General features: G+C 70.1%; 20 protein-coding genes and 1 pseudogene. 7 read left to right on the forward strand and 14 right to left on the reverse strand.

Going from position 1 to position 21,431, the window contains the following annotated elements; genetic code table 11:
* Positions 1–55: 55 nt before the first annotated feature.
* The 11 genes and pseudogenes from hpnE to ACQEVY_RS07015 form a co-directional block, all read right to left on the reverse strand.
* A complete protein-coding gene (hpnE, locus tag ACQEVY_RS06965; protein WP_432945905.1) occupies positions 56–1,570 on the reverse strand; it encodes a hydroxysqualene dehydroxylase HpnE in 1,515 nt (504 codons plus the stop codon).
* A pseudogene (locus ACQEVY_RS06970) lies at positions 1,534–1,611 on the reverse strand (DUF6380 family protein); the annotation flags it as partial. The pseudogene ACQEVY_RS06970 and the gene hpnE, both read right to left, overlap by 37 nt.
* Positions 1,611–2,561, reverse strand: coding sequence for a presqualene diphosphate synthase HpnD (hpnD, locus tag ACQEVY_RS06975; RefSeq protein WP_432945907.1), 951 nt, complete (start codon positions 2,559–2,561; stop codon positions 1,611–1,613). The pseudogene ACQEVY_RS06970 and the gene hpnD, both read right to left, overlap by 1 nt.
* Positions 2,558–3,460 carry a squalene synthase HpnC gene (gene hpnC, locus ACQEVY_RS06980; protein WP_432945909.1) on the reverse strand — a complete coding sequence of 301 codons (903 nt, stop codon included), beginning with the start codon at positions 3,458–3,460 and terminating at the stop codon, positions 2,558–2,560. The genes hpnD and hpnC overlap by 4 nt, the downstream gene beginning before the upstream one ends.
* 394 nt (positions 3,461–3,854) lie before the next feature.
* Entirely contained in the window at positions 3,855–4,637 is a 783-nt protein-coding gene (locus ACQEVY_RS06985; protein ID WP_432945911.1) for an ABC transporter ATP-binding protein, read from the reverse strand.
* Complete coding sequence (locus tag ACQEVY_RS06990; RefSeq protein ID WP_432945913.1) at positions 4,630–5,568, reverse strand: ABC transporter permease; 939 nt, start codon at positions 5,566–5,568, stop codon at positions 4,630–4,632. The genes ACQEVY_RS06985 and ACQEVY_RS06990 overlap by 8 nt, the downstream gene beginning before the upstream one ends.
* Before the next feature lie 96 nt (positions 5,569–5,664).
* Complete coding sequence (locus tag ACQEVY_RS06995; protein WP_432945915.1) at positions 5,665–6,549, reverse strand: glycosyltransferase family 2 protein; 885 nt, start codon at positions 6,547–6,549, stop codon at positions 5,665–5,667.
* Positions 6,546–7,325 (reverse strand): CDP-alcohol phosphatidyltransferase family protein, encoded by a 780-nt coding sequence (locus ACQEVY_RS07000; RefSeq protein WP_432945917.1) that lies wholly within the window; start codon positions 7,323–7,325, stop codon positions 6,546–6,548. Before ACQEVY_RS07000 ends, ACQEVY_RS06995 begins: the two co-directional genes overlap by 4 nt.
* Positions 7,303–8,376, reverse strand: a complete 1,074-nt coding sequence (locus ACQEVY_RS07005) for an iron-containing alcohol dehydrogenase family protein (protein WP_432945919.1) — start codon at positions 8,374–8,376, stop codon at positions 7,303–7,305. The genes ACQEVY_RS07000 and ACQEVY_RS07005 overlap by 23 nt, the downstream gene beginning before the upstream one ends.
* The gene (locus ACQEVY_RS07010) at positions 8,364–9,116 is read right to left on the reverse strand and encodes a sugar phosphate nucleotidyltransferase (protein WP_432945921.1); all 753 of its coding nucleotides are present in this window, start codon (positions 9,114–9,116) and stop codon (positions 8,364–8,366) included. Before ACQEVY_RS07010 ends, ACQEVY_RS07005 begins: the two co-directional genes overlap by 13 nt.
* Positions 9,113–10,921: a DUF5941 domain-containing protein gene (locus ACQEVY_RS07015; protein ID WP_432955102.1), complete on the reverse strand. Its 1,809-nt coding sequence runs from the start codon at positions 10,919–10,921 to the stop codon at positions 9,113–9,115. Before ACQEVY_RS07015 ends, ACQEVY_RS07010 begins: the two co-directional genes overlap by 4 nt.
* 291 nt (positions 10,922–11,212) lie before the next feature.
* Here ACQEVY_RS07015 and galE point away from each other — a divergent pair, with 291 nt between their 5' ends.
* The 3 genes from galE to idi all read left to right on the forward strand — a co-directional run bounded on the left by galE (position 11,213) and on the right by idi (position 14,408).
* Entirely contained in the window at positions 11,213–12,184 is a 972-nt protein-coding gene (gene galE / locus ACQEVY_RS07020; RefSeq protein ID WP_432945923.1) for a UDP-glucose 4-epimerase GalE, read from the forward strand.
* A gap of 250 nt (positions 12,185–12,434) precedes the next feature.
* A complete protein-coding gene (locus tag ACQEVY_RS07025) occupies positions 12,435–13,685 on the forward strand; it encodes a GNAT family N-acetyltransferase (RefSeq protein WP_432945925.1) in 1,251 nt (416 codons plus the stop codon).
* A gap of 129 nt (positions 13,686–13,814) precedes the next feature.
* Positions 13,815–14,408 carry an isopentenyl-diphosphate Delta-isomerase gene (gene idi, locus ACQEVY_RS07030; RefSeq protein ID WP_432945927.1) on the forward strand — a complete coding sequence of 198 codons (594 nt, stop codon included), beginning with the start codon at positions 13,815–13,817 and terminating at the stop codon, positions 14,406–14,408.
* Here the strand turns inward: idi and ACQEVY_RS07035 are convergent, their stop codons facing one another.
* A complete protein-coding gene (locus ACQEVY_RS07035; RefSeq protein WP_432955104.1) occupies positions 14,409–14,918 on the reverse strand; it encodes an ATP-binding protein in 510 nt (169 codons plus the stop codon).
* A gap of 212 nt (positions 14,919–15,130) precedes the next feature.
* Between ACQEVY_RS07035 and ACQEVY_RS07040 the strand changes: the two genes are divergently transcribed.
* Positions 15,131–15,895, forward strand: coding sequence for an enoyl-CoA hydratase/isomerase family protein (locus tag ACQEVY_RS07040; RefSeq protein ID WP_432945929.1), 765 nt, complete (start codon positions 15,131–15,133; stop codon positions 15,893–15,895).
* Here ACQEVY_RS07040 and ACQEVY_RS07045 read toward each other — a convergent pair.
* Both ACQEVY_RS07045 and ACQEVY_RS07050 read right to left on the reverse strand, forming a co-directional pair.
* Entirely contained in the window at positions 15,882–16,517 is a 636-nt protein-coding gene (locus ACQEVY_RS07045) for a DJ-1/PfpI family protein (protein ID WP_432945931.1), read from the reverse strand. The genes ACQEVY_RS07040 and ACQEVY_RS07045 overlap by 14 nt on opposite strands.
* Positions 16,518–16,665: 148 nt before the next feature.
* Positions 16,666–17,625: a GlxA family transcriptional regulator gene (locus ACQEVY_RS07050; protein ID WP_432945933.1), complete on the reverse strand. Its 960-nt coding sequence runs from the start codon at positions 17,623–17,625 to the stop codon at positions 16,666–16,668.
* Positions 17,626–17,775: 150 nt separating this feature from the next.
* On the opposite strand from ACQEVY_RS07050, the gene ACQEVY_RS07055 reads away from it, so the two are divergent.
* From ACQEVY_RS07055 to ACQEVY_RS07065, 3 genes are all read left to right on the forward strand, one after another.
* The gene (locus tag ACQEVY_RS07055) at positions 17,776–18,642 is read left to right on the forward strand and encodes an SCO6745 family protein (protein ID WP_432945935.1); all 867 of its coding nucleotides are present in this window, start codon (positions 17,776–17,778) and stop codon (positions 18,640–18,642) included.
* Positions 18,643–18,748: 106 nt separating this feature from the next.
* The gene (locus ACQEVY_RS07060; protein ID WP_328767262.1) at positions 18,749–18,892 is read left to right on the forward strand and encodes an LPFR motif small protein; all 144 of its coding nucleotides are present in this window, start codon (positions 18,749–18,751) and stop codon (positions 18,890–18,892) included.
* A gap of 138 nt (positions 18,893–19,030) precedes the next feature.
* On the forward strand, positions 19,031–21,418 hold the full coding sequence (locus ACQEVY_RS07065) for a Tex family protein (protein ID WP_432945937.1): 2,388 nt from the start codon (positions 19,031–19,033) through the stop codon (positions 21,416–21,418).
* Positions 21,419–21,431: the final 13 nt, after the last annotated feature.

Here is a 21,431-nt window from a genome sequence, read left to right on the forward strand (position 1 = left end):
TCTCCTCTATTGGCGATACGGGGGGTGCGGGAGCCTGCTCCGCTCAGATCAAGCGTCACGCCGCCTCCTCGAAGAGCTCGAAGAGATGATCGCGAGGCCGGCCCAGGGCGCTCAGCGCGACACCTGCCGCACTCACGCCACTGCGGACCGCACTCTCCATGGTCGCGGGCCACCCTGTGGCGGTCCACGCTCCGGCCAGGCAGAGGCCGGGTGCCTTGGTGCGGGCGCCGGGCCGCAGCCGCCCGACGCCTGGGGTGGGAGCGAACGTCGCGGTGCGCTCCCTGGTCACGAAGAAGTCCCGTACCTCGGCGCCGCGCGTGCCCGGCAGCAGCCGCTCCAGCTCCGGCAGATAGCGCTCGCGCAGTTCGGATACGGGGGCGTCGATCTCGTCGTGTGCGGCCGACTGCGACAGCGCGAGGTACTGGCCCTCGCGGAGGCCGGATGCCTCGGTCCGGTCGAAGACCCACTGCACGGGGCTGCCGAGCGCGGCGAAGAAGGGCTTGGCGAGCACCTTGCGGTCGTACACGACATGGATGTTGAGGATGGGCGCGGTGCCGATCTCGAGCAGCCGCTCGGGGGCGTCGAGCACGCCCTCGGGCAGCAGATCGTGGGCCTCGCGCTGGGGTACGGCGAGCACGACCGCGTCGGCGTGGAGCGTCTCGCCGGGAACCTGAACCTTCCAACGCCCGTTCTCGTGGTGGGAGATGGAGGTGACCCGTGTTCTCACTTCGGTACGGACGCCCGCGGAGTCGAGCGCCTTGCGCGCCCTCAGGTCATGCAGCTCGCCCAGCGGGACGCGCGCCCAGCCGATGTCGGCCGCGCCCGGGTCGGACAGCAGACCGGTCTTGAACACCATCGCGGCGAGCCCGAGCGAGGCATCGCCGGCCACCGCGTTGAGGGTGGCGACCCCGACGAGGTCCCACAGTGCTTCGACGGCACGCGCCGACTGACCGTGCCGGGTCAGCCAGCTGCCGAAGTCCTCGGTGTCGAGGGCCGGGTCGGCGAGGTCGAGTGCCTTGAGCGCGAGCGCGGCACGTCCGACCTTGGCGCGCTCGGCGAGCGAGAGATGCGGATACGTGGCGAGGCTGCGTCCGAGATGCAGCGGTACGGGCAGCGCGTCGCGCCGTAGTCTCCCGAGCCGGCTGCCCGCCCGTTTCGCCAGGTCGAGTACGGGCACGTCGAGCCGGTTCTGCAGCGGTGCGAGTTCGACTCCGTCGACCCGGTCGAGAAACCAGCGGTACGCGGTACAGCAGCGCAGGTACACATGCTGGCCGTTGTCCACGGTGAGGTCGCCGCGCTGGAAGGAGAAGGCGAGCCCGCCGAGCCGCGGCCGGCCTTCGAGCAGCGTGACGCGTACGCCCGCGTCGGCGAGCGTCAGTGCTGCGGTGATCCCGGCGAGCCCGCCGCCGACCACAACCGCTGCCCGTTCGTGGCAGTCCGCGTCGAACCCTTCGGCCTGTGTGGTGTCGCTCATCGTGCGCCCTCCCCCGCGGCCGTGCCGTGGCGATGGAGCGGTGCACGGCTGGCCGTTGAAGTCAGGGACGCCGTCGCCGACCGGAGGGTTGCGCACCGTTTCCCAGGAGTTGTGTCATCTTGGCCCAGAGTGTCCATCAGGCGCGCCTCCTGACGGTTCCGCGGGAGACATGCCGGGCGTCGAGACCGGAGAGGCCGCGCACGGCGACGTATGCCTTCTCGCGTCCGGGCAGTGAGACCCGGCCGCGCAGCACTGCCTCCGGCTCGCGCTCGATGCGCTCCAGCAGTCGGCGGTAGATGCCGGCCATCGCGGCGACGCAGGCGCCGCTGCGTCGGTCCAGCATGGGCAGCAGCCGGTAGCCCTCCGCGAACAGAGCGCGGGCCCTGCGCACCTCGAAGTGCACCAGGCCCGCGAAGTCGGAACCCTCCGGTGGCCGGGTGTCCTTGAACCCGGCCGAGCAGCCGAACTTCGCGAGATCGTCCGCGGGCAGATAGGTCCGCCCGTCTTCGGCGTCCTCGCGAACGTCCCTGAGAATATTGGTCAGTTGGAGCGCGAGGCCGAGTGTGTCGGCGTACTCGGGAGCGCGCTCGACTCCGCGCGCCCCAGGTTCGGTGCCGAACACCCCGAGCGAGAGCCGCCCGATCGCCCCGGCCACGCAGCGGCAGTAGACCTTCAGGTCGTCCCAGGTCTCGTAGGTCTCGCCGCGTACGTCCATCAGGACGCCGTCGATGAGTTCGTCGAGGCCGCCGAGCGGAATGGGGAAGTGGACCGCGGTGTGACTCAGCGCGACGGCCACCGGGTCGGTGTCGTCCTCGTCCACGGAGCGGTCCCTGACCCGGGCGAGCAGCGCCCGGGTGTCCTCCAGGCGGGCCGCCTTGACCTCGGGTGCGAGCGCGCCGTCGCCGATGTCGTCGACCCGCCGCGAGAACGCGTAGAGCGCCGACATGGCCCGGCGCTTGTGCGTCGGCAGGAGTCTGATGCCGTACGCGAAGTTACGGGCCTGCTGTCCGGTCACTGCCTCGCAGTAGCTGTATGCGGCGAGTACCGGTGCGGACACGTGCGTGGGAGACTCCACGGCCCGGATCACCCCTCTCCTCGCAGAGTCATGCCCGCCTCGCGGAGCAGCCGGAGCCTGGCCGGTTTGGGCGGGCCGGAAAGTACGTCGTATTCGGCGGTGCGCATCGCGTGGATTGCCGCCTTCCCCCCTGCCACGAATCCGGCGAGCAGCAGCTTCAGCCTGCCGTGGACGCTACCCACGAGGGGGGTGCCTTCATTCAGGAGGTCCCGGGCGCGTTCGGCTTCGAAGGCGACCAGCGCGCGCACCGATGCGCCCGCTGTGGGCAGGGCGAGATCCGCCTCTTGGACATGGAACCGTTTCATGTCCTCGGCCGGCAGATAGACGCGGTCGCGGCCGAGGTCCTCGCTGACGTCCTGGAGGTGCTCGACGATCTGGAGTGCCGTGCAGACGGTGTCGGAGAGCCGCACCCGCTCCGGTGTCGAGGTGCCGGTGACGGCGAGGACGAGGCGGCCGACCGGGTTGGCGGAGAGCTCGCAGTAGGCGAGAAGGTCGTCGTACGTCTCGTACCGCTTGACGAGCTGGTCCTGGCGGTTGGCCGCGATCAGCCCGAGGAACGGCTCGGGGCTGAGGCCGGCGCGGCGGACCGTCGGCTGGAGGCGGCGCAGGAGCGGGTGGCGCGGGGTCGCGTCGAAGACCCTGCGGAGGTCGGCCTCGAAGGCGTCGAGGAGGACGAGGCGGTCCTCGGCCTGTTCGGGGGCCACGCCGAGGAGGCGGGCGTCGGCGCCGCCGGGGGCCAGGTCGCCGTCGCCGATGTCGTCGACGAGGCGGGCGAAGCCGTACACGGCCATGAGTTCGGTGCGCCAGGCCCTGGGCAGGAAGAAGGGGGCCACGGGGAAGTTCTCGTACGCGGCCTTGTCGAGGGTGGTGCGCTCCGGGCCGGGGGCGCGTACGGTCCCGGCGGCCGTCACCGCTCACTGCCCGGTACAAGGACGGCACACGCTTCGCGGAGCTGGAGAGTTTCCGTAGCCATTGCCGTCACGTCTCCCGTTCTACACCGCCGACCCAATATGCGCCCATTTCGGACACGCCGCCCGGACGTCCGCGCCTTCGCGGAGCGCCGGTCTCGCGCATTATCGCCCTACTTGCCGCGAATAAGCACCGGTACAGCTTACGTTGTACAACGTTCCGTGCTTCGCCTGGGTGTCCTGGACATCACAACAACACACCGATTGGCGTCAAGCTTCCTACGGCAGCCCAGAGTTGACATCCTCTTTTACCCGGCTTGATCGTCCCTTGTACGGGCACGGCACGAGGGACCTCGCCGGAGGCGCTCCCGGCGAGGTCGTCAGGGTGTGGCCCGGCCTACCTGCCGGTGAACTTCTCGTACTCCTTGAGGACCTCGTCGGTCGGGCCGTCCATGCGCAGCTCGCCGCGCTCCAGCCACAGGACGCGGTCGCAGGTGTCGCGGATCGACTTGTTGTTGTGGCTGACGAGGAAGACCGTGCCCGCGCTCTTGCGCAGCTCGCGGATGCGGGCCTCGGAGCGCTTTTGGAAGGAGCGGTCGCCGGTCGCGAGGGCCTCGTCGATCATCAGGACGTCGTGGTCCTTGGCGGCGGCGATGGAAAAGCGCAGGCGGGCGGCCATGCCGGAGGAGTACGTCCGCATCGGCAGCGTGATGAAGTCGCCCTTCTCGTTGATGCCGGAGAAGTCGACGATTTCCTGGTAGCGCTCGCGGATCTGCTCGCGGGTCATGCCCATCGCGAGTCCGCCGAGGATGACGTTCCGCTCGCCGGTCAGGTCGTTCATCAGGGCCGCGTTCACGCCGAGGAGCGAGGGCTGGCCGTCGGTGTAGACCTTGCCCTCCTCGGCGGGCAGGAGTCCGGCGATGGCGCGCAGCAGCGTGGACTTACCGGAGCCGTTGGAGCCGATCAGGCCGATTGCCTCGCCGCGGTAGGCGATGAAGGAGACGCCGCGCACGGCGTGCACCTTGCGGACGCCGCGCTCCTCGCTACCTCGCCTGAGTATGCGGCTGAGCGCCGAGGTGGCGCTGCCCTTGCCTGTCTTCGCACCGTTGACGCGGTAGACGATGTGCAGGTCGTCGGCGATGACAGTGGGGATGTGGGAGTCGGTCCTCTGCTCAGCCACGGCCGTAGCGCTCCTCTGCCTTCCAGAAGTACACAAAGCCACCCGCGGCGACGAGTACGGCCCAGCCGACGGCAACCAGCCAGGCGAACGGCGGCAGATTGACGTCCCACTCGTAGCCGTCGATCAGCGCCCAGCGCATCAGGTCCATGTAGATGGCAGCCGGATTCCACTGCAGGACGTCCGTGACCCAGACCGGGAGGTCGCGGTCCTTGAGCATGAGCGGGATCGAGAACATGACGCCGGACGCGTACATCCACGTACGCATCACGAACGGCATCAGCTGTGCGAGGTCCGGCGTCTTGCTGCCGAGCCTCGCCATGATCATCGCGAGCCCCATGTTGAACAGGAACTGCAGGGCCAGGATCGGGACGATCGCCAGCCACTTGAGCGAGGGATAGCTGCCGAAGCCGACCGTGACGCAGAACAGCACGATCATCGAGAACAGCAGCTGCTGAAGCTGCTGCAGCGAGAACGAGATCGGCAGCGAGGCGCGCGGGAAGTGCAGCGCGCGTACCAGGCCGAGGTTGCCGGAGATCGCCCGGACGCCGGCCATCACCGAGCTCTGCGTGAAGGTGAAGACGAAGACACCGGTCACGAGGAACGGGATGTAGACCTTGATGCCCATGCCCCGGTCGGCCTGGAGAATCAGCCCGAAGATCAGGAAGTAGACGAGCGCGTTCAGCAGCGGCGTGGCCACCTGCCACAGTTGGCCGAGCTTCGCCTGGCTGTACTGGGCGGTCAGCTTCGCCTGTGAGAAGGCGAGGATGAAGTGACGCCGTCCCCAGAGCTGGCGGACGTACTCGACGAGTCCGGGCCGGGCGCCGCTCACGGCGAGCCCGTACTTGGCGGCGAGGTCCGCCGCGGAGAGCCCGTCATCGGGCGACGGGGGGGCGCTCACCGCGACTGACCCGTCATGCGTTGTCTCACTCACAGATGGAAACTTTCGTCCTCTTTGTGCGCAGCCTGGTTCGGGCCTGGGCAAAAGCCAGGGACCGGGTACCGCCGATGCTCTCAGATACCGAGCTTGTCAGATGACGGGTGGGCGGCCCAGTCGAGTCAGGCGCCATACCGTACGCCACTTCATGGGGCACCGGGGGCCGCAGGCGGTGGTCCAGCCCTCGATGAAGCCGCCGAACCAGGCCTTCAGCGCAGGTCGCGAGGGGCGGCGGGCGAGGGTGAGCAGCATCCAGACGCCGAGGTATACGGGGACCAGGGGGGCCGGCAGGTTGCGGCGGGCGAGCCAGACGCGGTTGCGGGCCACCATGCGGTGGTAGACGGCATGCCGGGAGGGGGCGGTCGTGGGGTGGTGCAGCACCATGTCCGCGCGGTAGTCGATCATCCAGCCGGCGTCGAGGGCGCGCCAGGCGAGGTCGGTCTCCTCATGGGCGTAGAAGAACTCCTCAGGCAGTCCGCCGACCTCGGCGAAGACCTTCGTACGGACCGCGTTGGCGCCGCCGAGGAACGTGGTGACGCGGGAATTGCGCATCGGGTCGGCGGCGCGCAGGCGCGGGACGTGGCGGCGCGCCGTGTCGCCGGTGTCGGGGTCGGCGATGCGGAAGCTGATGATCCCGAGCTTCGGGTCGGCCTCGAAGGCCTCGCGGCACAGCTCGGCGGTGTCGTTGCGGGCGAGCAGGCCGTCGTCGTCCAGGAAGAGAAGGACGTCCACGTCGCTGCCGCCGGGGCCGAAGGCCTCGATGCCGACGTTGCGGCCGCCGGGGATGCCGAGGTTCTCCGGCAGCTCGATGGTCCGTACGCCCTCGGGGACGTCCGGCACCGGGGAGCCGTTGCCCACCACGACCGCCTCGACCGGGTCGCCGTCCTGCTTGGCGACCGAGTCGAGGAGGGCGCGGAGTTCGTCGGGGCGGTTGCCCATGGTGATGATCACCGCGCCGACCTTCAGGGCGGACGTCACTTCAGCCTGCTGGAGACAAGGATGGACACCAGGTGCAGCAGGGTCTGCAGAAGCGCGATGCCGGCCAGCACGGCGACGCCGAGCCGCGAGAAGAACAGATCGTCCCGGACCGTGTCCAGCACCGCCAGGACCAGGATCAGCAGCGAGGCCTCGACGCCGAGGACGAGCCGGTGGAACTTCAGCGCGGCAGCGGCCTTACGGGCCAGCGCCATCCTGGAGGTGCGCGGCTCGGAGGCCGACTCCTGGACCGGCGGCTTGCCGGTCTGGTGCCGGGCAACGCCTACGAGGTCGGTCTCGGCCTTGATCAGTATCGCGCCGAGAGCGGCGAGGGTGCCGAGGAAGGCCCACAGCCAGTCGATCCGCCCGGAGCCCCACAGGTCGGCGGCGCGCAGCCCGAAGCCGACGAGGACCGCGGCGTCGCACAGGTAGGCGCCGACCCGGTCCACGTAGACGCCGGCGAGCGAGTACTGCTTGCGCCAGCGGGCGAGTTCGCCGTCGACGCAGTCGAACAGCAGGTAGAGCTGGACCATCAGCACGCCGAGCACGGCGCCCAGGATCCCCGGCACCAGCAGGGCCGGGGCGGCGAGGACGCCGAAGACGGTCATCAGGTAGGTCAGCTGGTTGGGCGTGACCTTCGTGTTCACCAGGTGCCGGTCGATACGCAGCGACAGCTCGCGCATGTACAGCCGCCCGGCCCAGTGCTCGCCGCTCCGCCGGTCCTTGACACCCGGGGGGTGCACGACCGGGCGGAGCTCAGCTACCGATGGCTTTTGCATAGTCGGCTGCATAGTCGGCGTATGCGTCCCTGATCTGGTCGGTGGACAGGTCGAGGTGCTCGAGGATCGTGTAGCGGCCCGGCCGGGTCTTCGGAGCGAACTTCACGACCTCGACGAACTCGTCCACGGTGAACCCGATGTGCTCCGGAAGGACGGGCAGCCCGTGGCGGTGCAGCACCTCAGCCATGTACGCCGACTCCTCGTGGGCCCCGCGCAGGTGCATCGCGAAGGCCGCCCCCAGGCCGCACTGCTCGCCATGGCTGGCCGCGCGCTTGGGGTGCATGAGGTCGAAGGCGTGGTTGATCTCGTGGCAGGCACCGGAGGCGGGGCGGGAGTCGCCCGCGACCGACATGGAGATACCGGTGAGGACCAGGCCCTCGGCGAGCACCTGGAGGAAGCCGTCGTCACCGACGCCGCCGGGGTGCCGCAGCACGGCCTCGCCCGCCTGGCGCGCCATGGCGGCGGCCAGACCGTCGATCGCCTCGCCCTGCTCGCGGTTGGCGAGCTCCCAGTCCGCGACCGCGGAGATGTTGGACAGGGCGTCGCCGATCCCGGACCGTACGAAACGGACCGGAGCCTCACGGATCACGTCGAGGTCGATGACCACCGCGATCGGGTTCGGTACGCCGTAGGAGCCGCGGCCCGCGTCGTTGTCGAGGGTCGCGACCGGCGAGCACAGACCGTCGTGCGAGAGATTCGTGGCGACGGCGACCAGCGGGAGGCCGATCCGCGCCGCGGCGAACTTCGCACAGTCGATGATCTTGCCGCCGCCAAGACCCACGACCGCGTCGTAGTGCCCCGACTTCATCTCGTCGGCGAGCCGGATCGCGTCGTCGATGGTGCCGCCGCCGACCTCGTACCAGGTCGCGCCCGGCATCGCCGGAGCCAACCGCTCCCGCAGTTTGGCCCCGGAGCCGCCGCTGATGGCGACGGCCAGCTTGCCGGAGTGCGAGATCCGCTGGTCGGCGAGAACCCCGGCCAGGTCGTCCAGGGCGCCCGGACGGATGTCCACGACGACCGGCGAGGGGATGAGCCTCGTCAGTACTGGCACGCGATCACACGCCCCTTGGCCAGGTCCTCGTGGTTGTCGATCTCGACCCACTTGACGTCGCCGATGGGCGCGACGTCGATACGGAAGCCTCGGTTCACGAGCTCCTGGTAGCCGTGCTCGTAGAACTGCTGCGGGTCGGTCTCGAAGACGGTCTTCAGGGCGTCGGCCAGCTCGTCGGCGGCCTCGCCCTCGATGAGCGTGACGCCGATGTACTCGCCGGTCGCCTCGGCCGGGTCCATCAGCTTGGTGATCTTCGTCATGCCGCCCTCGGGGCCGACGACGACCTTCATCTCCTCGTCGGCGAGGTCCTTCACCGTGTCGAGGGCGAGAATGATCTTCTTGCCGTCGCCGCGGGCGGCGAGCAGCGTCCTCTCGACGGAGACCGGGTGCACGGTGTCGCCGTTGGCGAGGATCACCGAGTGCTTGATGGCGTCACGGCCGCACCACAGGGAGTAGGCGTTGTTCCACTCCTCGGCCTTGTCGTTGTCGATGAGGGTGATCTTGAGGCCGTACTTCTGCTCGAGGGCCTCGCGGCGCTCGTAGACGGCCTCCTTGCGGTAGCCGACGATGATCGCGACCTCGGTCAGGCCGATCTCGGCGAAGTTGCCGAGGGTGAGGTCGAGCACGGTGATGCTGTCCTCGTCACCTTCCGGGCCCACCGGCACCAGCGCCTTGGGCAGGGTGTCGGTATAGGGGCGCAGACGCCGTCCGGCGCCGGCCGCCAGCACGAGGCCGATCATGCGGGTTCTCCTTCATCGTGTACGGCGGGTGCGCCGCGCTTGTGGGCGGTCACCCAGAAACGGATGCTCTCCACGAGCACCACGAGGGCCACGGCCACGGCGAGCGCCGTGAGCGCGACCTTGAAATCAGTGGCGGCGAGCAGCGCGGCCAGAACGGTGACCAGCAGCGTCCTGCCTTCGTGCCCGCCGATCGCCCGCACCAGCCAGTTCGGCGGCGCGCCGGCGTTGCCGCGGATGCGGTACACCGTGTCGTAGTGATGGTAGGCGACGGCCCCCACCAGCCCGAAAGCCGCTGGAAGGGCTCCGTTTACGTCGGCTTTGGCTGCCAGTACCAGGACGGTGACGTATTCGGCGGTGCGGAACACGGGCGGAACGAGCCAGTCCAGGGCGCCCTTGAGGGGCAGCGCGACGGCCGCGGCCGAGGTCAGCGTGTAGAGCACGGCGCCGAGGACGGGCAGCCAACTGCCGTACGGCTCAAGGCAGACGGCGGCGACGAGGATCACAGCGCCGGACAGCGCGACGAGCACGCGCGGTCCGAACGGCGGCTTGGCGGGCAGCTTCTTCAACAGCCCCGCCAGCAACTCCGCGACCGTGCCGCTGTCCGCGAGGTCCGCCAGCGCCCGCGCCGCCCGGTCGGTGCGCTGCGCCTTGCGCGTCAGGGACCGCAGTACGCGCCCCGCCGTGGTGTAGGTCGCCGCGAACGCGCACCCGATGAGCAGCGCGTAGAAGGTGATACGAGGAGTGGTGACCGCCGTGAGGACGGCGATCATCGCCCAGCGCTCGCCGATCGGCAGGACGATCATCCTGCGTACCCAGACTGTCCAGCCGACGCTGTCGAGCCGGCCCGAAAGGGCCGCCGTGGGGCTGGTGTTGGCGGTGGCGTCGTGATTCGCCTCGTTGAAGGAGAAGTCGACGACATGTCGACAGGTCTGCAAAACCATCGCGCCGAGGGCGAGGGCCCATACGTCATCACCGCCGCGGGCCGCGCCGAGCGCGAGGCCCGCGTAGTAGGCGTACTCCTTGGCGCGGTCGAAGGTCGCGTCGAGCCAGGCGCCGAGCGTGGAGTACTGCAGCGAGTAGCGGGCGAGCTGGCCGTCCGTGCAGTCCAGGACGAAGGAGAAGAGGAGCAGGAGCCCGGCGGCGACGAAGCCGGCGCGGGTGCCGGTCGCCGCACAGCCCGCCGCGATGAGCGCGGTGAACAGCGAGGCCGTGGTGACCTGATTCGGGGTCAGACCGCGGCGGGCGCACCAGCGGGCGAGATAGCGGGAGTACGGGCTGATGAAGTACGTGGTGAAGAAGCCGTCGCGGGACTTCACGGCCGTACGCAGCCTGATCGCCTCGTCGTCGACGGCGGCCACGGCCTGCCGGGCCTCGTTGCGGGCCTGCGGGTCGCGGGGCACTTCGGCGACGAGTTCGCCCAGTTCGGGGCGGTGCAGTTCGGTGTCGAGCAGCTCGGCGACCCGGTCGGCGACGATGCCGACGACGACGGACCCGTTCGAGGCGTCACCTGCGGCCGTACGCAGCGCGCGGTCCAGCGCGGGACGGGCGGCGGGGCGGACGGTCACGGCGCCGGGGATCGCGGAGGCGTCGAAGCGGGGGTCGGTGAGCCCGAGGCGCAGCGCGTGGACGTGGCCCACGAAGCGGGCGTCGACGACGGCGACCGGCTGGTCAGCGGGTACGGCGGCGAGCAGCGTCTCGGCGTCGGCCGCGTCGGAGGCGACCCGCACGTCGAAGCCGAGCGACCGCAGATCGCCCTCGAGCGACGATCCGGGGACCGGCTGACCGGTGAGGATGGCGGTCGACAGACGAACTCACTCCCTGGGTTCCGACGCGTCCGCGGCGCCGGGCATGTACGCGATGGGGGCACCCAGGGCGGGGCCCCGGGCGGCGTGTCGGCAGAGGCTATCGGATGATGAGAATCCGCCGTTCACCGCCTGTTCACGACCCGATCAGCATGATCTGTATGCCGCGTCCGCTGCGATCATCATCGAGGATCGGAGCCCCACGCCCCAAATCGCGGTCCCAGAACGGGGCTTATCAGGGCAAGAATCGCGGCCCGCTCCGGAGTCGATCGGTCCGGCATAGGGTGAAGGACCATGACATGGCTGATCACAGGCGGAGCGGGCTATATCGGTGCACATGTGGCACAGATCATGGCCGATGCGGGAGAGCGCGTCATAGCGCTCGACGATCTCTCGACCGGGATGTCCCATCGGCTCCCGTCGGACATTCCTCTCATTCAGGGCTCATCGCTCGACGGAGAGCTACTGAAGCGGACGTTCGCTGAACACACGGTGACGGGAGTGGTGCATCTCGCCGCGCGCAAGCAGGTCGGCCAGTCCGTGGCCCAGCCCACCCGTTATTACGCGGAGAACGTGGGAGGGCTCGCTACGCTCCTCGAAGCGGTCGCCGAGGCGGGCATCGAGCGCTTCGTCTTCTCCTCGTCCGCGGCCGTCTACGGCAACCCGGATGTGGATCTCATCACGGAGGACACCCCCTGCGCCCCGATGAGCCCGTACGGCGAGACAAAGCTCACCGGTGAGTGGCTGGTACGCGCGGCGGGCCGGGCGCACGGAATCGCCACCGTGTGCCTGCGCTACTTCAACGTGGCGGGCGCCGCGGCACCCGAACTGGCCGACACCGGTGTCTTCAACGTCGTCCCGATGATCTTCGACCGGCTCACCCGCGACGAGGCCCCGCGGATCTTCGGTGACGACTATCCGACGCCGGACGGCACCTGCGTACGCGACTACATCCACGTCGCCGACCTCGCCGAGGCCCACCTCGCAGCGGCCCGGCGGCTGACCGCGCCCGGTGTGACGGGCGATCTGACGGTGAACATCGGCCGGGGCGAGGGCGTTTCGGTACGCGAGCTCGTAACGCTCATCAGCGAGGTCACCGGCGACACCCGCCCCGCGATCGTCGAGCCCCGCCGCCCGGGCGACGCCCCGCGCGCGGTGGCCTCGGCCGCACTGGCCGCCGAGGAACTGGGCTGGACCGCGCGGCACGGGGTGCGCGAGATGGTCGAGTCGGCCTGGGAGGGCTGGCAGCTCCACCACTCCGGCTGATCGGCGCCGCGTACGGAAGCATTGGCCACGTACGCGGAAGCGTTGAGGGTCGGCCTATTAGGAGGCGGTGCCGTCACCCTCAGTGCTAACGTGGCCCGCGATCTGGGAGGTGGGTTGATGACCGTCGTGTTCCGCGCTGCCGCGCGCAGCGACTCAGGCATCCCCAACTCCCGGGCCCGCGGCTGACATTCGCCGACTCTCGCTGTCTTCGCGATCGTCGGCCGGGCCCTTCACCAAAAGGGTTTCCACGTTGACCGACAACGCTGAACACAACGCCTTCTTCACCCTGCGCCACGGACTTCCGCGGCAGAGCCCCGGCTCCGACGCCACCACCCGGCACCTCCTCTCCCTCGCGGGCCCACTGCCCGCCCGTCCGCGCGTCCTCGACCTGGGCTGCGGCCCCGGCCGCTCCGCACTGCTGCTCGCCGCGGAGACGGGCGGCGAGGTGACCGCCGTCGATCTGCACGAGCCGTTCCTCGCCGAACTGCGGGCAGCCGCCGAGGAGCGCGGGCTCGCCGAGGCGATCTGCACCGTCAAGGGGGACATGGGCGAACTCCCTTACCCGGATGGCTCGTTTGACCTCATCTGGGCGGAAGGCTCGGCCTACATCATCGGCTTCGACACCGCGCTGCGCTCCTGGCGGCGCCTGCTCGCCCCCGGCGGCACGCTCGTACTCACCGAGTGCGGGTGGACCACCGACACACCCTCGCCGGGGGCCCGCGCCTTCTGGGAGGACCACTTCGAGCTGCGTACGACCGCGGAGAACCGCCGGGCGGCCGAAGCCGCCGGGTACACCGTCCTCGGCACGTACCAGCAGCCCCAGTCCGACTGGGACGAGTACTACGGCCCACTCGCCACCAAGGCCGACGTGGCCGATCTCGCCCGCCCCGGCATGGCCGAGGCCGTCGCCGGCGCGCGCGAGGAGATCGCGCAGCGCCGGGAGCACGGCGGCGAGTACGGCTACGTCGGATACGTACTGCGGCCGATCGACCCCTCCGGCTGGTTCACGCGCCCGGAGACCGCCGCCGACCGCGCCGAGGTGTACGCGGTCAATGCCGCGGCCTTCCCGACCGAGACGGAGGCCGCGCTGGTGGACGCGCTGCGCGCGGACCCGGAGGCCTGGCTGCCGGGCCTGTCGTACGTGGCCGAGGCAGCGGACGGGACAGTTGTGGCGTACGCGCTGCTCACCCGCTGCCATGTCGACGGTGCGCCGGTGCTCGCGCTGGCGCCCGTGGCGGTGCGGCCGGAGTATCAGCGGCAGGGCGCCGGAGCGGCCGTCGTACGCGCCGTGCTGGAGGCGGCACGCGCGCGCGGGGAGCGGTTGGTACTCGTACTCGGGCACCCGGAGTACTACCCGCGCTTCGGCTTCACGTCCGCTTCGGGATACGGCATCCGGCCCGGTTTCGAGGCGCCTGACGAGGCGATGATGGTCCTGGTACTGGACGATTCCTCGCCGGTACCGACGGGCACGATCAGGTATCCGGCCGCTTTCGGCGTCTGATCGGTGAGGCCCCGCTTGTTCGGATTCGGCCGCGCGGGCGGAACCGGACAAGCGGGACATCGCGTGGTGTCGGGCGTGCCGGATTCGTACGGCAGACTTGGGTCCCGAAGTCCGATGCGAAGGATGGGTATGCCGATCACACGTGGCACCGCGACGCACACCTCGTCGAACGGCTCCGCCGAAGCGATCCTGCTGGAACTGGTCGACGAGGACGGCACGACGATCGGCACCGCGGAGAAGCTCGCCGCGCATCAACCGCCCGGGCAGCTGCACCGGGCGTTCTCGGTGTTCCTGTTCGACGAGCGGGGCAGGCTGCTGTTGCAGCGGCGCGCGCTCGGCAAGTACCACTCCCCCGGCGTCTGGTCCAACACCTGCTGCGGCCACCCCTACCCCGGTGAGGCGCCCTTCGCGGCGGCCGCACGACGCACGTACGAGGAGCTCGGGGTCTCGCCGACCCTGCTCGCCGAGGCGGGCACGGTTCGCTACAACCACCCGGACCCGCACTCCGGTCTGGTGGAGCAGGAGTTCAACCACCTCTTCGTCGGCATGGTCCAGTCGCCGCTGCGGCCGGATCCGGAGGAGGTCGGCACGACGGTCTTCGTGACGCCCACCGAGCTCACGGAACGGCACGTCAGGGACCCGTTCTCCACGTGGTTCATGACGGTGCTGGACGCCGCCCGCCCCGCGATCAGGGAACTTACGGGCCCGACAGCAGGCTGGTGACTAGCTCGGCGGTACGGGTTTGAGGGGCAGGGCGGCCCAGATCACCTTGCCGCCGGTGGCGGTGTGTTCGACGTCGCAGGCTCCGCCCGCTTCCCTGGTGATCTCGGTCACCAGGAGCAGGCCGCGGCCGCCGGTCTGGGCGTGGTCGGCCTCCAAGGCGGTCGGGCGGTAGGGGTGGTTGTCCTCGACGGAGACCCGGACCCACTCGGCGCCGACGGCGACCTCCACGGCGAGCATCGGCGAGAGCAGCGCCGCGTGCCGCACCACGTTGGTCACCAGCTCGGAGACGATCAGCAGGAGCCCCGCCACGAGGTCGTCCGAGGCGGGTACGCCCTGGCGGGCCAGCAGATCGCGGACGGCATGCCGTGCCTGCGGAACCGAAGCCTCGACGGAGGGCGCCGTGAACCGCCAGACTCCCTCATACGGCAGTGGGTCCGGCGGTCTGCTGTCGTCGTCCGTGTCCCCGCCGCCTTCAGGGCGAGGGTCGCGCCCCCGCCCATGGTCGTCCATCGTCCGGTCGCCACCCTTGCGCTCGATCGTCACCACACGTCGAGTGTTGGTAACGCAGTGGTGCGAACCCAAGTCCTGAACAGAAGTCAGCGAGTATCGACGCTTTCTGACCGTCTGCATATGACACCGACGACCCGAGAGACCGCTCCCTGCCCTTCTTGTACCGAATTCGGAACTCTTCGGTTTGTACGGGTACAGATAGCATCCGGCGTATGGAGCCGCAGTTGTTGCACAGCGTCACCGACGGGGTCGCCACCGTCGTGATCCACCATCCGGCGAAGCGCAATGCCATGACGGCCGGCATGTGGGCCGCGTTGCCGCCGCTGCTCGACACGCTGGCCGCCGACCCCACCGTACGGGCGCTGGTGCTCACCGGCGAAGGCGGGACCTTCTGCGCCGGGGCCGACATCTCGACGCTGCGGGGCTCCGCCGACGAGGCACAGGGTCTCGCGGTACGCGCTGAGGACGCGCTCGCCGCCTTTCCCAAGCCGACGCTCGCCGCTGTACGTGGCCACTGTGTGGGCGGCGGCTGCCAGTTGGCGGCGGCGTGCGATCTGCGGTTCGCGGACGAGGACGCGCTGTTCGGCATCACACCGGCGAAGCTCGGGATCGTGTACCCGGCTTCCTCCACGCGGCGGTTGGTATCGCTGGTCGGGCCCGCCACCGCCAAGTACCTGCTGTTCTCGGGCGAGTTGATCGACGCGGAGCGCGCGCTGCGTACCGGCCTGGTCGACGAGGTGCTGCCGGAGGGCGAACTCGACAAGCGGGTCGCCGAGTTCACGCGCGTACTGGCCACCCGCTCGCAACTGACGCAGGCCGCGGCAAAGGAGTTCGCGGACGGCCGCATGGACCGGGACGCGTACTGGGCCGGGCAGGCGCGCGGCAGCGGCGACACCGCGGAGGGCGTCGCCGCTTTTCTGGAGCGCCGTCAGCCACGCTTCACGTGGACCGCCTCAGGCTCAACTACACAAGAGTGAAGCGGCTGTTGGTGCGGAACTCCTCGACGAGATGCGCGGGCGCCTTCTGCGGGGACCCGGCGTCGTAGGGCGGCTGGGGGTCGTACTCGATCATCAGCTGTACGGCCTGGGCGTGTTCGTCGCCCGCGATCCTGCCGACCAGGGTGAGCCCCATGTCGATACCGGAGGAGACCCCGGCGGCGGTGACGTACTTGCCGTCGGTCACGACCCGCTCCCCCGTCGGCTCGGCGCCGTACTGCTTGAGGAAGTCGAGGGCCAGCCAGTGGGAGGTGGCACGGCGGCCGTCGAGCAGCCCGGCCGCGGCCAGCAGCAGGGAGCCGGTGCACACGGAGGTCGTCCAGGTGCTGGTGGTGTCGGTGGTGCGCAGCCAGTCGAGGAGCGTCTCGTTTTCCATCTGCGCGAACTGGCCGGGCCCTCCGGGGACCACGACGATGTCGGGGCTCGAAACCTCGGCGAGGGTCTTGTCGGCGGTGATCGCGAGGAAGCCGGTGTCGGTACGGACAGGGCCCGTCTGCTCGGCCACGAAGACGGTCTCCGCGTCGGGGAGGCGGCCGAGGGTCTCGTACGGGCCGACGGCGTCCAGGGCGGTGAAGCGGTCGAAGAGAACGATGGCGATCTGCATTGGAGTCCTTTCGGGTCAGTCGGTGCGGTCGGGTCAGTCAGTTCGTTCGGGACGGCCGGGTCCGTCGGGTCGGCCAGGTCCGCCGGGTTCGACGGATTGGCCCGTTGGCTCAGGCGGTGGGCTCGGACGGTGAGTTGAGGCGGCGGCTTCAGTCGGCGGGTACGGGGCGGAAGCGGCGGCGGTATTCCGCCGGGGCCGCGCCGAGGGTCCGTACGAAGGCGCGGCGCATCGCCTCCGGGGTGCCGTAGCCGCAGGCGCGGGATATCTCCTCGATGCCGTCGGCCGTGTCCTCCAGGAGACGGCGGGCGTGTTCGAGGCGGACGCGGTCGACGTATCGGCCTGGGGTCATGCCCGTCTCCGTCTGGAAGGCGCGGGCGAAGTGGCGCGGGGAGAGGTTGGCACGGGCGGCGAGCGACTCGACGGTCAAGGGCTCGCCGGGGTGCTCGCTGATCCACTGCTGAACGTCGCGAAGCGGTTCGCGCTGGGCGGTCTGCGCGGCGAGCTGGGCACTGAACTGCGCCTGGTTTCCCGGGCGTCGGAGGAACACGACCAGATGGCGGGCGATGGCGAGGGCGGTCTTGCGGCCCAGGTCCTCCTCGACGAGCGCGAGGGCGAGGTCGATGCCGGAGGTGACTCCCGCCGAGGTGGCCACGTTCCCGTCGCGTACGAAGATGGGGTCCGGGTCGACGTCGATCGCCGGGTGGTCGCGGGCGAGCAGGTCGCAGGACGCCCAGTGGGTCGTCGCCCGGCGGCCGTCCAGGAGGCCCGCCGCGGCGAGCAGGAGCGCGCCGGTGCAGACGGACACCAGGCGCTCCGCGCGCGGGCCGTGTTCGCGCAGCCAGTCGACGAGGTCCGGGTCCGGATTCCGGGTGCCGTTGCCGCCCGGGACGAGCAGGGTGTGCGGGGCGGGGGCGTCGGCGAGGGCGTGGTCCGGGACCAGGGTGAGACCGCTGGTGGCGCGTATGGGGGCGCCGTCCAGGGTGGCGGTGCGGATGCGGTACGTACCGGGGTGGCCGGTCTCGGCGCCCGCGAAGACCTCTACGGGGCCCGTGACGTCGAGACTCTGGATGCCCTCGAAGAGGACGACGAGAACGGTTCGGGGTGCCATGTGCTCGATTCTTGGTGCGCGCTGTGACGGCCGCAATGACGAGCACCCCACCTTTCCTGCCATGCCGACGACCCTGCCGAGAGAAGCCGCCGAGAGGGATCGACAGCACGGCATTCCGTTCGTACTGAGCAGTCGGTTAGCCTGCGCCTCATGACCAGTGCTCTCGAGGAACGCGCCGGACGGCGCTGCCACAACGTCCTCAATCCGCTTCACTCCGCGCTCTACTTCTCGCCGGACCTGGGGCGGGAACTGGCCGATCTCGGGGTCGCCGACCGCAATGCCGCGTACTTCGCGACGCGGGCCGCGGCCATGGGGGCTGTGGGTGCGGGTGTGGTGACCGCGACGTTCTACAACTTCCGCCACGAGCTGGTGGCGAAGCACGTACCCGAGGTGTGGCGGACGGCGTCTCCGGAGGCCGTGCTTGCGGCACGCGCGCGTGCCGCCGACTCCACGCTGCGGCGGCTGCTCGGCGACGAGGTGATCGGCTCACCGGAGATGGCTGAGGCGGCCCAGCTCGCGCTGCGGGCGACCGAGGCCTGCGTACGGACCGCACGCCCGCTGTACGCGGCTCACGCGGACCTGCCCGTGCCCGACGAGCCCCATCTCGCGCTCTTTCACGCGGCCACGCTGCTGCGCGAGCACCGCGGGGACGGGCACCTCACGGTGCTGCTCGGCGCGGAACTCGACCCCTTGGAGGCGCTGGTGAGCCACACGGCGACCGGCAAGGGCATGTCGCCGAGGTGGGTCCTCGCCACCCGTGGCTGGCGGCGCGCGGACTGGGACGCCGCGTCCGGCCGGCTCCGGGAGCGCGGACTGCTCGACGCCGAGGGCGAGTTGACGGCGGACGGAGTCGAACTGCGCCGGGAGATCGAGTCGCAGACGGACCGCCTGGACCGGGGCCCGTACGAGCACTTGGGCGCGGAGGGGGTGGAGCGCCTGAGGGAGCTGGCGACGGGGTTCCTGATGACGGCGCTGGCGGCGGGGGCGTTCCCGGAGGACATGACCGGCAAGGGCTGAGGGCCTGACGGGCGCGCACGCAGGCCCACGTATCAGAACCGCTCTCCGAGGTACCCGGACGTCCCCGGCCGCGACCGAACGGGCCGGGAGACGAAAGGAGAATTACGTGCTCCGTGCGATCGCAGACGTGTTGCGACAGATTGGCGGGGCGATCGCCACAGTGGTGACGCTCCCGTTCCGGGCCGTGGCCCGGCTGCTCGGCGGTGCCTCGCACTCCACGCGACGCACCGGGAGGGCCCGGAGGGTATGACTCCGGACCGCCCTCGGAGCCGGACCCGCCAAGGGCGTGTCCGGCTCTGTTCATGGTCCGGCGCCGCCCTGATCCCCCGTTGTCGGTGCCACCTGCCACAATTGCCGCGCAACCTCAGTGAGAAGGCGGTACGGGATCGTGACGACAGCCGGATCCATCGCAGTAGGGTCCATCGAAGGCAGGATCGCCGAGGAGCTCGGCGTACGGGAGCGGCAGGTCAGAGCTGCCGTGGAGCTGCTCGACGGCGGTTCGACGGTGCCCTTCATCGCCCGCTACCGCAAGGAAGCGACCGAGATGCTCGACGATGCGCAGTTGCGCACGCTCGAGGAGCGGCTGCGCTATCTGCGGGAGCTGGAGGAGCGGCGGACGGCGATCCTCGAGTCGGTGCGTGAGCAGGGCAAGCTCACCGACGAGTTGGAGGCCCGGATCCGCGGCGCCGAGACGAAGGCGCGCCTGGAGGACATCTATCTGCCGTTCAAGCCGAAGCGGCGGACGAAGGCGCAGATCGCGCGCGAGGCGGGTCTTGAGCCGCTGGCCGAGGGCCTGCTCAGTGGCCCGTCCGTAGAACCCCTGGCCGCGGCGGCGGCCTTCGTCGACGCCGACAAGGGCGTGGCCGACCCGCAGGCGGCCCTCGACGGTGCCCGCGCGATCCTCACCGAGCGCTTCTCGGAGGACGCCGACCTGATCGGCGAGCTGCGTGAGCGCATGTGGGTACGCGGGCGGCTGGCGGCCAAGGTGCGGGAGGGCAAGGAGGAGGCGGGCGCCAAGTTCGCCGACTACTTCGACTTCTCCGAGCCCTTCACGGAGCTGCCCTCGCACCGCATCCTGGCGATGCTGCGCGGCGAGAAGGAGGAGGTCCTCGACCTCGTCCTCGAGCCCGAGGAGCCCACGGACGGACCTTCGTCGTACGAGGGGATTGTCGCGAACCGCTTCGGGATCGCCGACCGGGGCCGGCCCGCCGACAAGTGGCTGACGGACACGGTCCGTTGGGCCTGGCGCACCCGCATCCTCGTGCACCTGGGCATCGACCTGCGCCTCCGGCTGCGTACGGCCGCCGAGGACGAGGCGGTCAACGTCTTCGCGGCGAACCTGCGCGACCTGCTGCTCGCCGCCCCCGCCGGCACGCGCACGACGCTGGGCCTCGACCCCGGATTCCGTACGGGCGTGAAGGTGGCCGTCGTCGACGCGACCGGCAAGGTCGTCGCCACGGACGTCATCCACCCGCATGTCCCGGCGAACAGGTGGGATGAGGCCATCGCCAAACTCGCCCGGCTCGCCAAGGAGCACGCGGTCGAGCTGATCGCGATCGGGAACGGCACGGCGTCCCGCGAGACGGACAAGCTCGCCGGTGAACTCATCACCAAACACCCGGAGTTGAAGCTCACGAAGGTGATGGTGTCCGAGGCCGGCGCCTCCGTCTACTCGGCCTCGGCCTTCGCCTCGCAGGAGCTGCCCGGCATGGATGTGTCGCTGCGCGGCGCCGTGTCCATCGCACGGCGCCTGCAGGACCCGCTGGCCGAGCTGGTGAAGATCGACCCGAAGTCGATCGGCGTCGGCCAGTACCAGCACGATCTGTCCGAGGTGAAGCTCTCCCGGTCGCTGGACGCGGTGGTCGAGGACTGTGTGAACGGCGTCGGGGTGGACGTGAACACGGCCTCCACGCCGCTGCTCGCACGGGTGTCCGGCATCTCGTCCGGGCTCGCGGAGAACATCGTGGCGCACCGGGATGCCAACGGCCCGTTCAAGTCGCGGTCCGAGCTGAAGAGCGTGGCGCGGCTGGGTCCGAAGGCGTACGAGCAGTGCGCGGGCTTCCTCCGGATTCGCGGAGGTGACGATCCGCTGGACGCATCCAGCGTGCACCCGGAGTCGTATCCCGTGGTGCGGCGGATGGTGAAGACGGCGGGCAGTGAGGTGGCCTCGCTGGTCGGTAACACGAGTGTGCTGCGCTCGCTGAAGCCGGACGACTTCGTGGACGAGACGTTCGGTCTGCCGACGGTGACGGACATCTTGAAGGAGCTGGAGAAGCCCGGGCGTGACCCTCGGCCGGCCTTCAAGACGGCGACGTTCAAGGAGGGTGTGGAGAAGATCTCCGACTTGTCCTCTGGGATGGTGCTGGAGGGGGTCGTCACGAACGTGGCCGCGTTCGGTGCCTTTGTGGATGTCGGTGTCCACCAGGACGGGCTTGTGCACGTTTCCGCGATGTCGAAGACCTTCGTCAAGGATCCGCGGGATGTGGTCAAGCCTGGGGACATCGTCAAGGTGAAGGTCCTTGAGGTGGATATTCCTCGGAAGCGGATCTCGTTGACGCTTCGGTTGGATGATGAGGCTGCGCCTAAGGAGGCGCGTGGTGGGGGGCGGCCGCAGCGGGGCGGGCGAGCGCCGCAGCAGCAGCGGGGGCAGCAGCAAGGTCGCGGCGGCGGTGGTGGCGGGGCGCGGCAGGCGCCGGCGCCTGGGAACAGTGCGATGGCGGATGCGTTGCGGCGGGCTGGGTTGGTTGACCCTAAGGGGGGTCGGGGGCGCGGGTGAGCGCGGGTGGGGG

Origin of the sequence: Streptomyces sp. CA-288835, assembly GCF_050936385.1 — a bacterium.
Lineage (GTDB): Bacteria > Actinomycetota > Actinomycetes > Streptomycetales > Streptomycetaceae > Streptomyces.

Bases quoted from the DNA above. Each gene is read 5' to 3' on its own strand.
- ACQEVY_RS07040 (WP_432945929.1), top strand. From the start codon at position 15,131: ATGGAGCCGCAGTTGTTGCACAGCGTCACCGACGGGGTCGCCACCGTC.
- idi (WP_432945927.1), top strand. From the start codon at position 13,815: ATGCCGATCACACGTGGCACCGCGACGCACACCTCGTCGAACGGCTCC.
- ACQEVY_RS07045 (WP_432945931.1), bottom strand. From the start codon at position 16,517: ATGCAGATCGCCATCGTTCTCTTCGACCGCTTCACCGCCCTGGACGCC.
- ACQEVY_RS07050 (WP_432945933.1), bottom strand. From the start codon at position 17,625: ATGGCACCCCGAACCGTTCTCGTCGTCCTCTTCGAGGGCATCCAGAGT.
- ACQEVY_RS07000 (WP_432945917.1), bottom strand. From the start codon at position 7,325: ATGCAAAAGCCATCGGTAGCTGAGCTCCGCCCGGTCGTGCACCCCCCG.
- galE (WP_432945923.1), top strand. From the start codon at position 11,213: ATGACATGGCTGATCACAGGCGGAGCGGGCTATATCGGTGCACATGTG.
- ACQEVY_RS07010 (WP_432945921.1), bottom strand. From the start codon at position 9,116: ATGATCGGCCTCGTGCTGGCGGCCGGCGCCGGACGGCGTCTGCGCCCC.
- ACQEVY_RS07055 (WP_432945935.1), top strand. From the start codon at position 17,776: ATGACCAGTGCTCTCGAGGAACGCGCCGGACGGCGCTGCCACAACGTC.
- ACQEVY_RS07035 (WP_432955104.1), bottom strand. From the start codon at position 14,918: ATGGACGACCATGGGCGGGGGCGCGACCCTCGCCCTGAAGGCGGCGGG.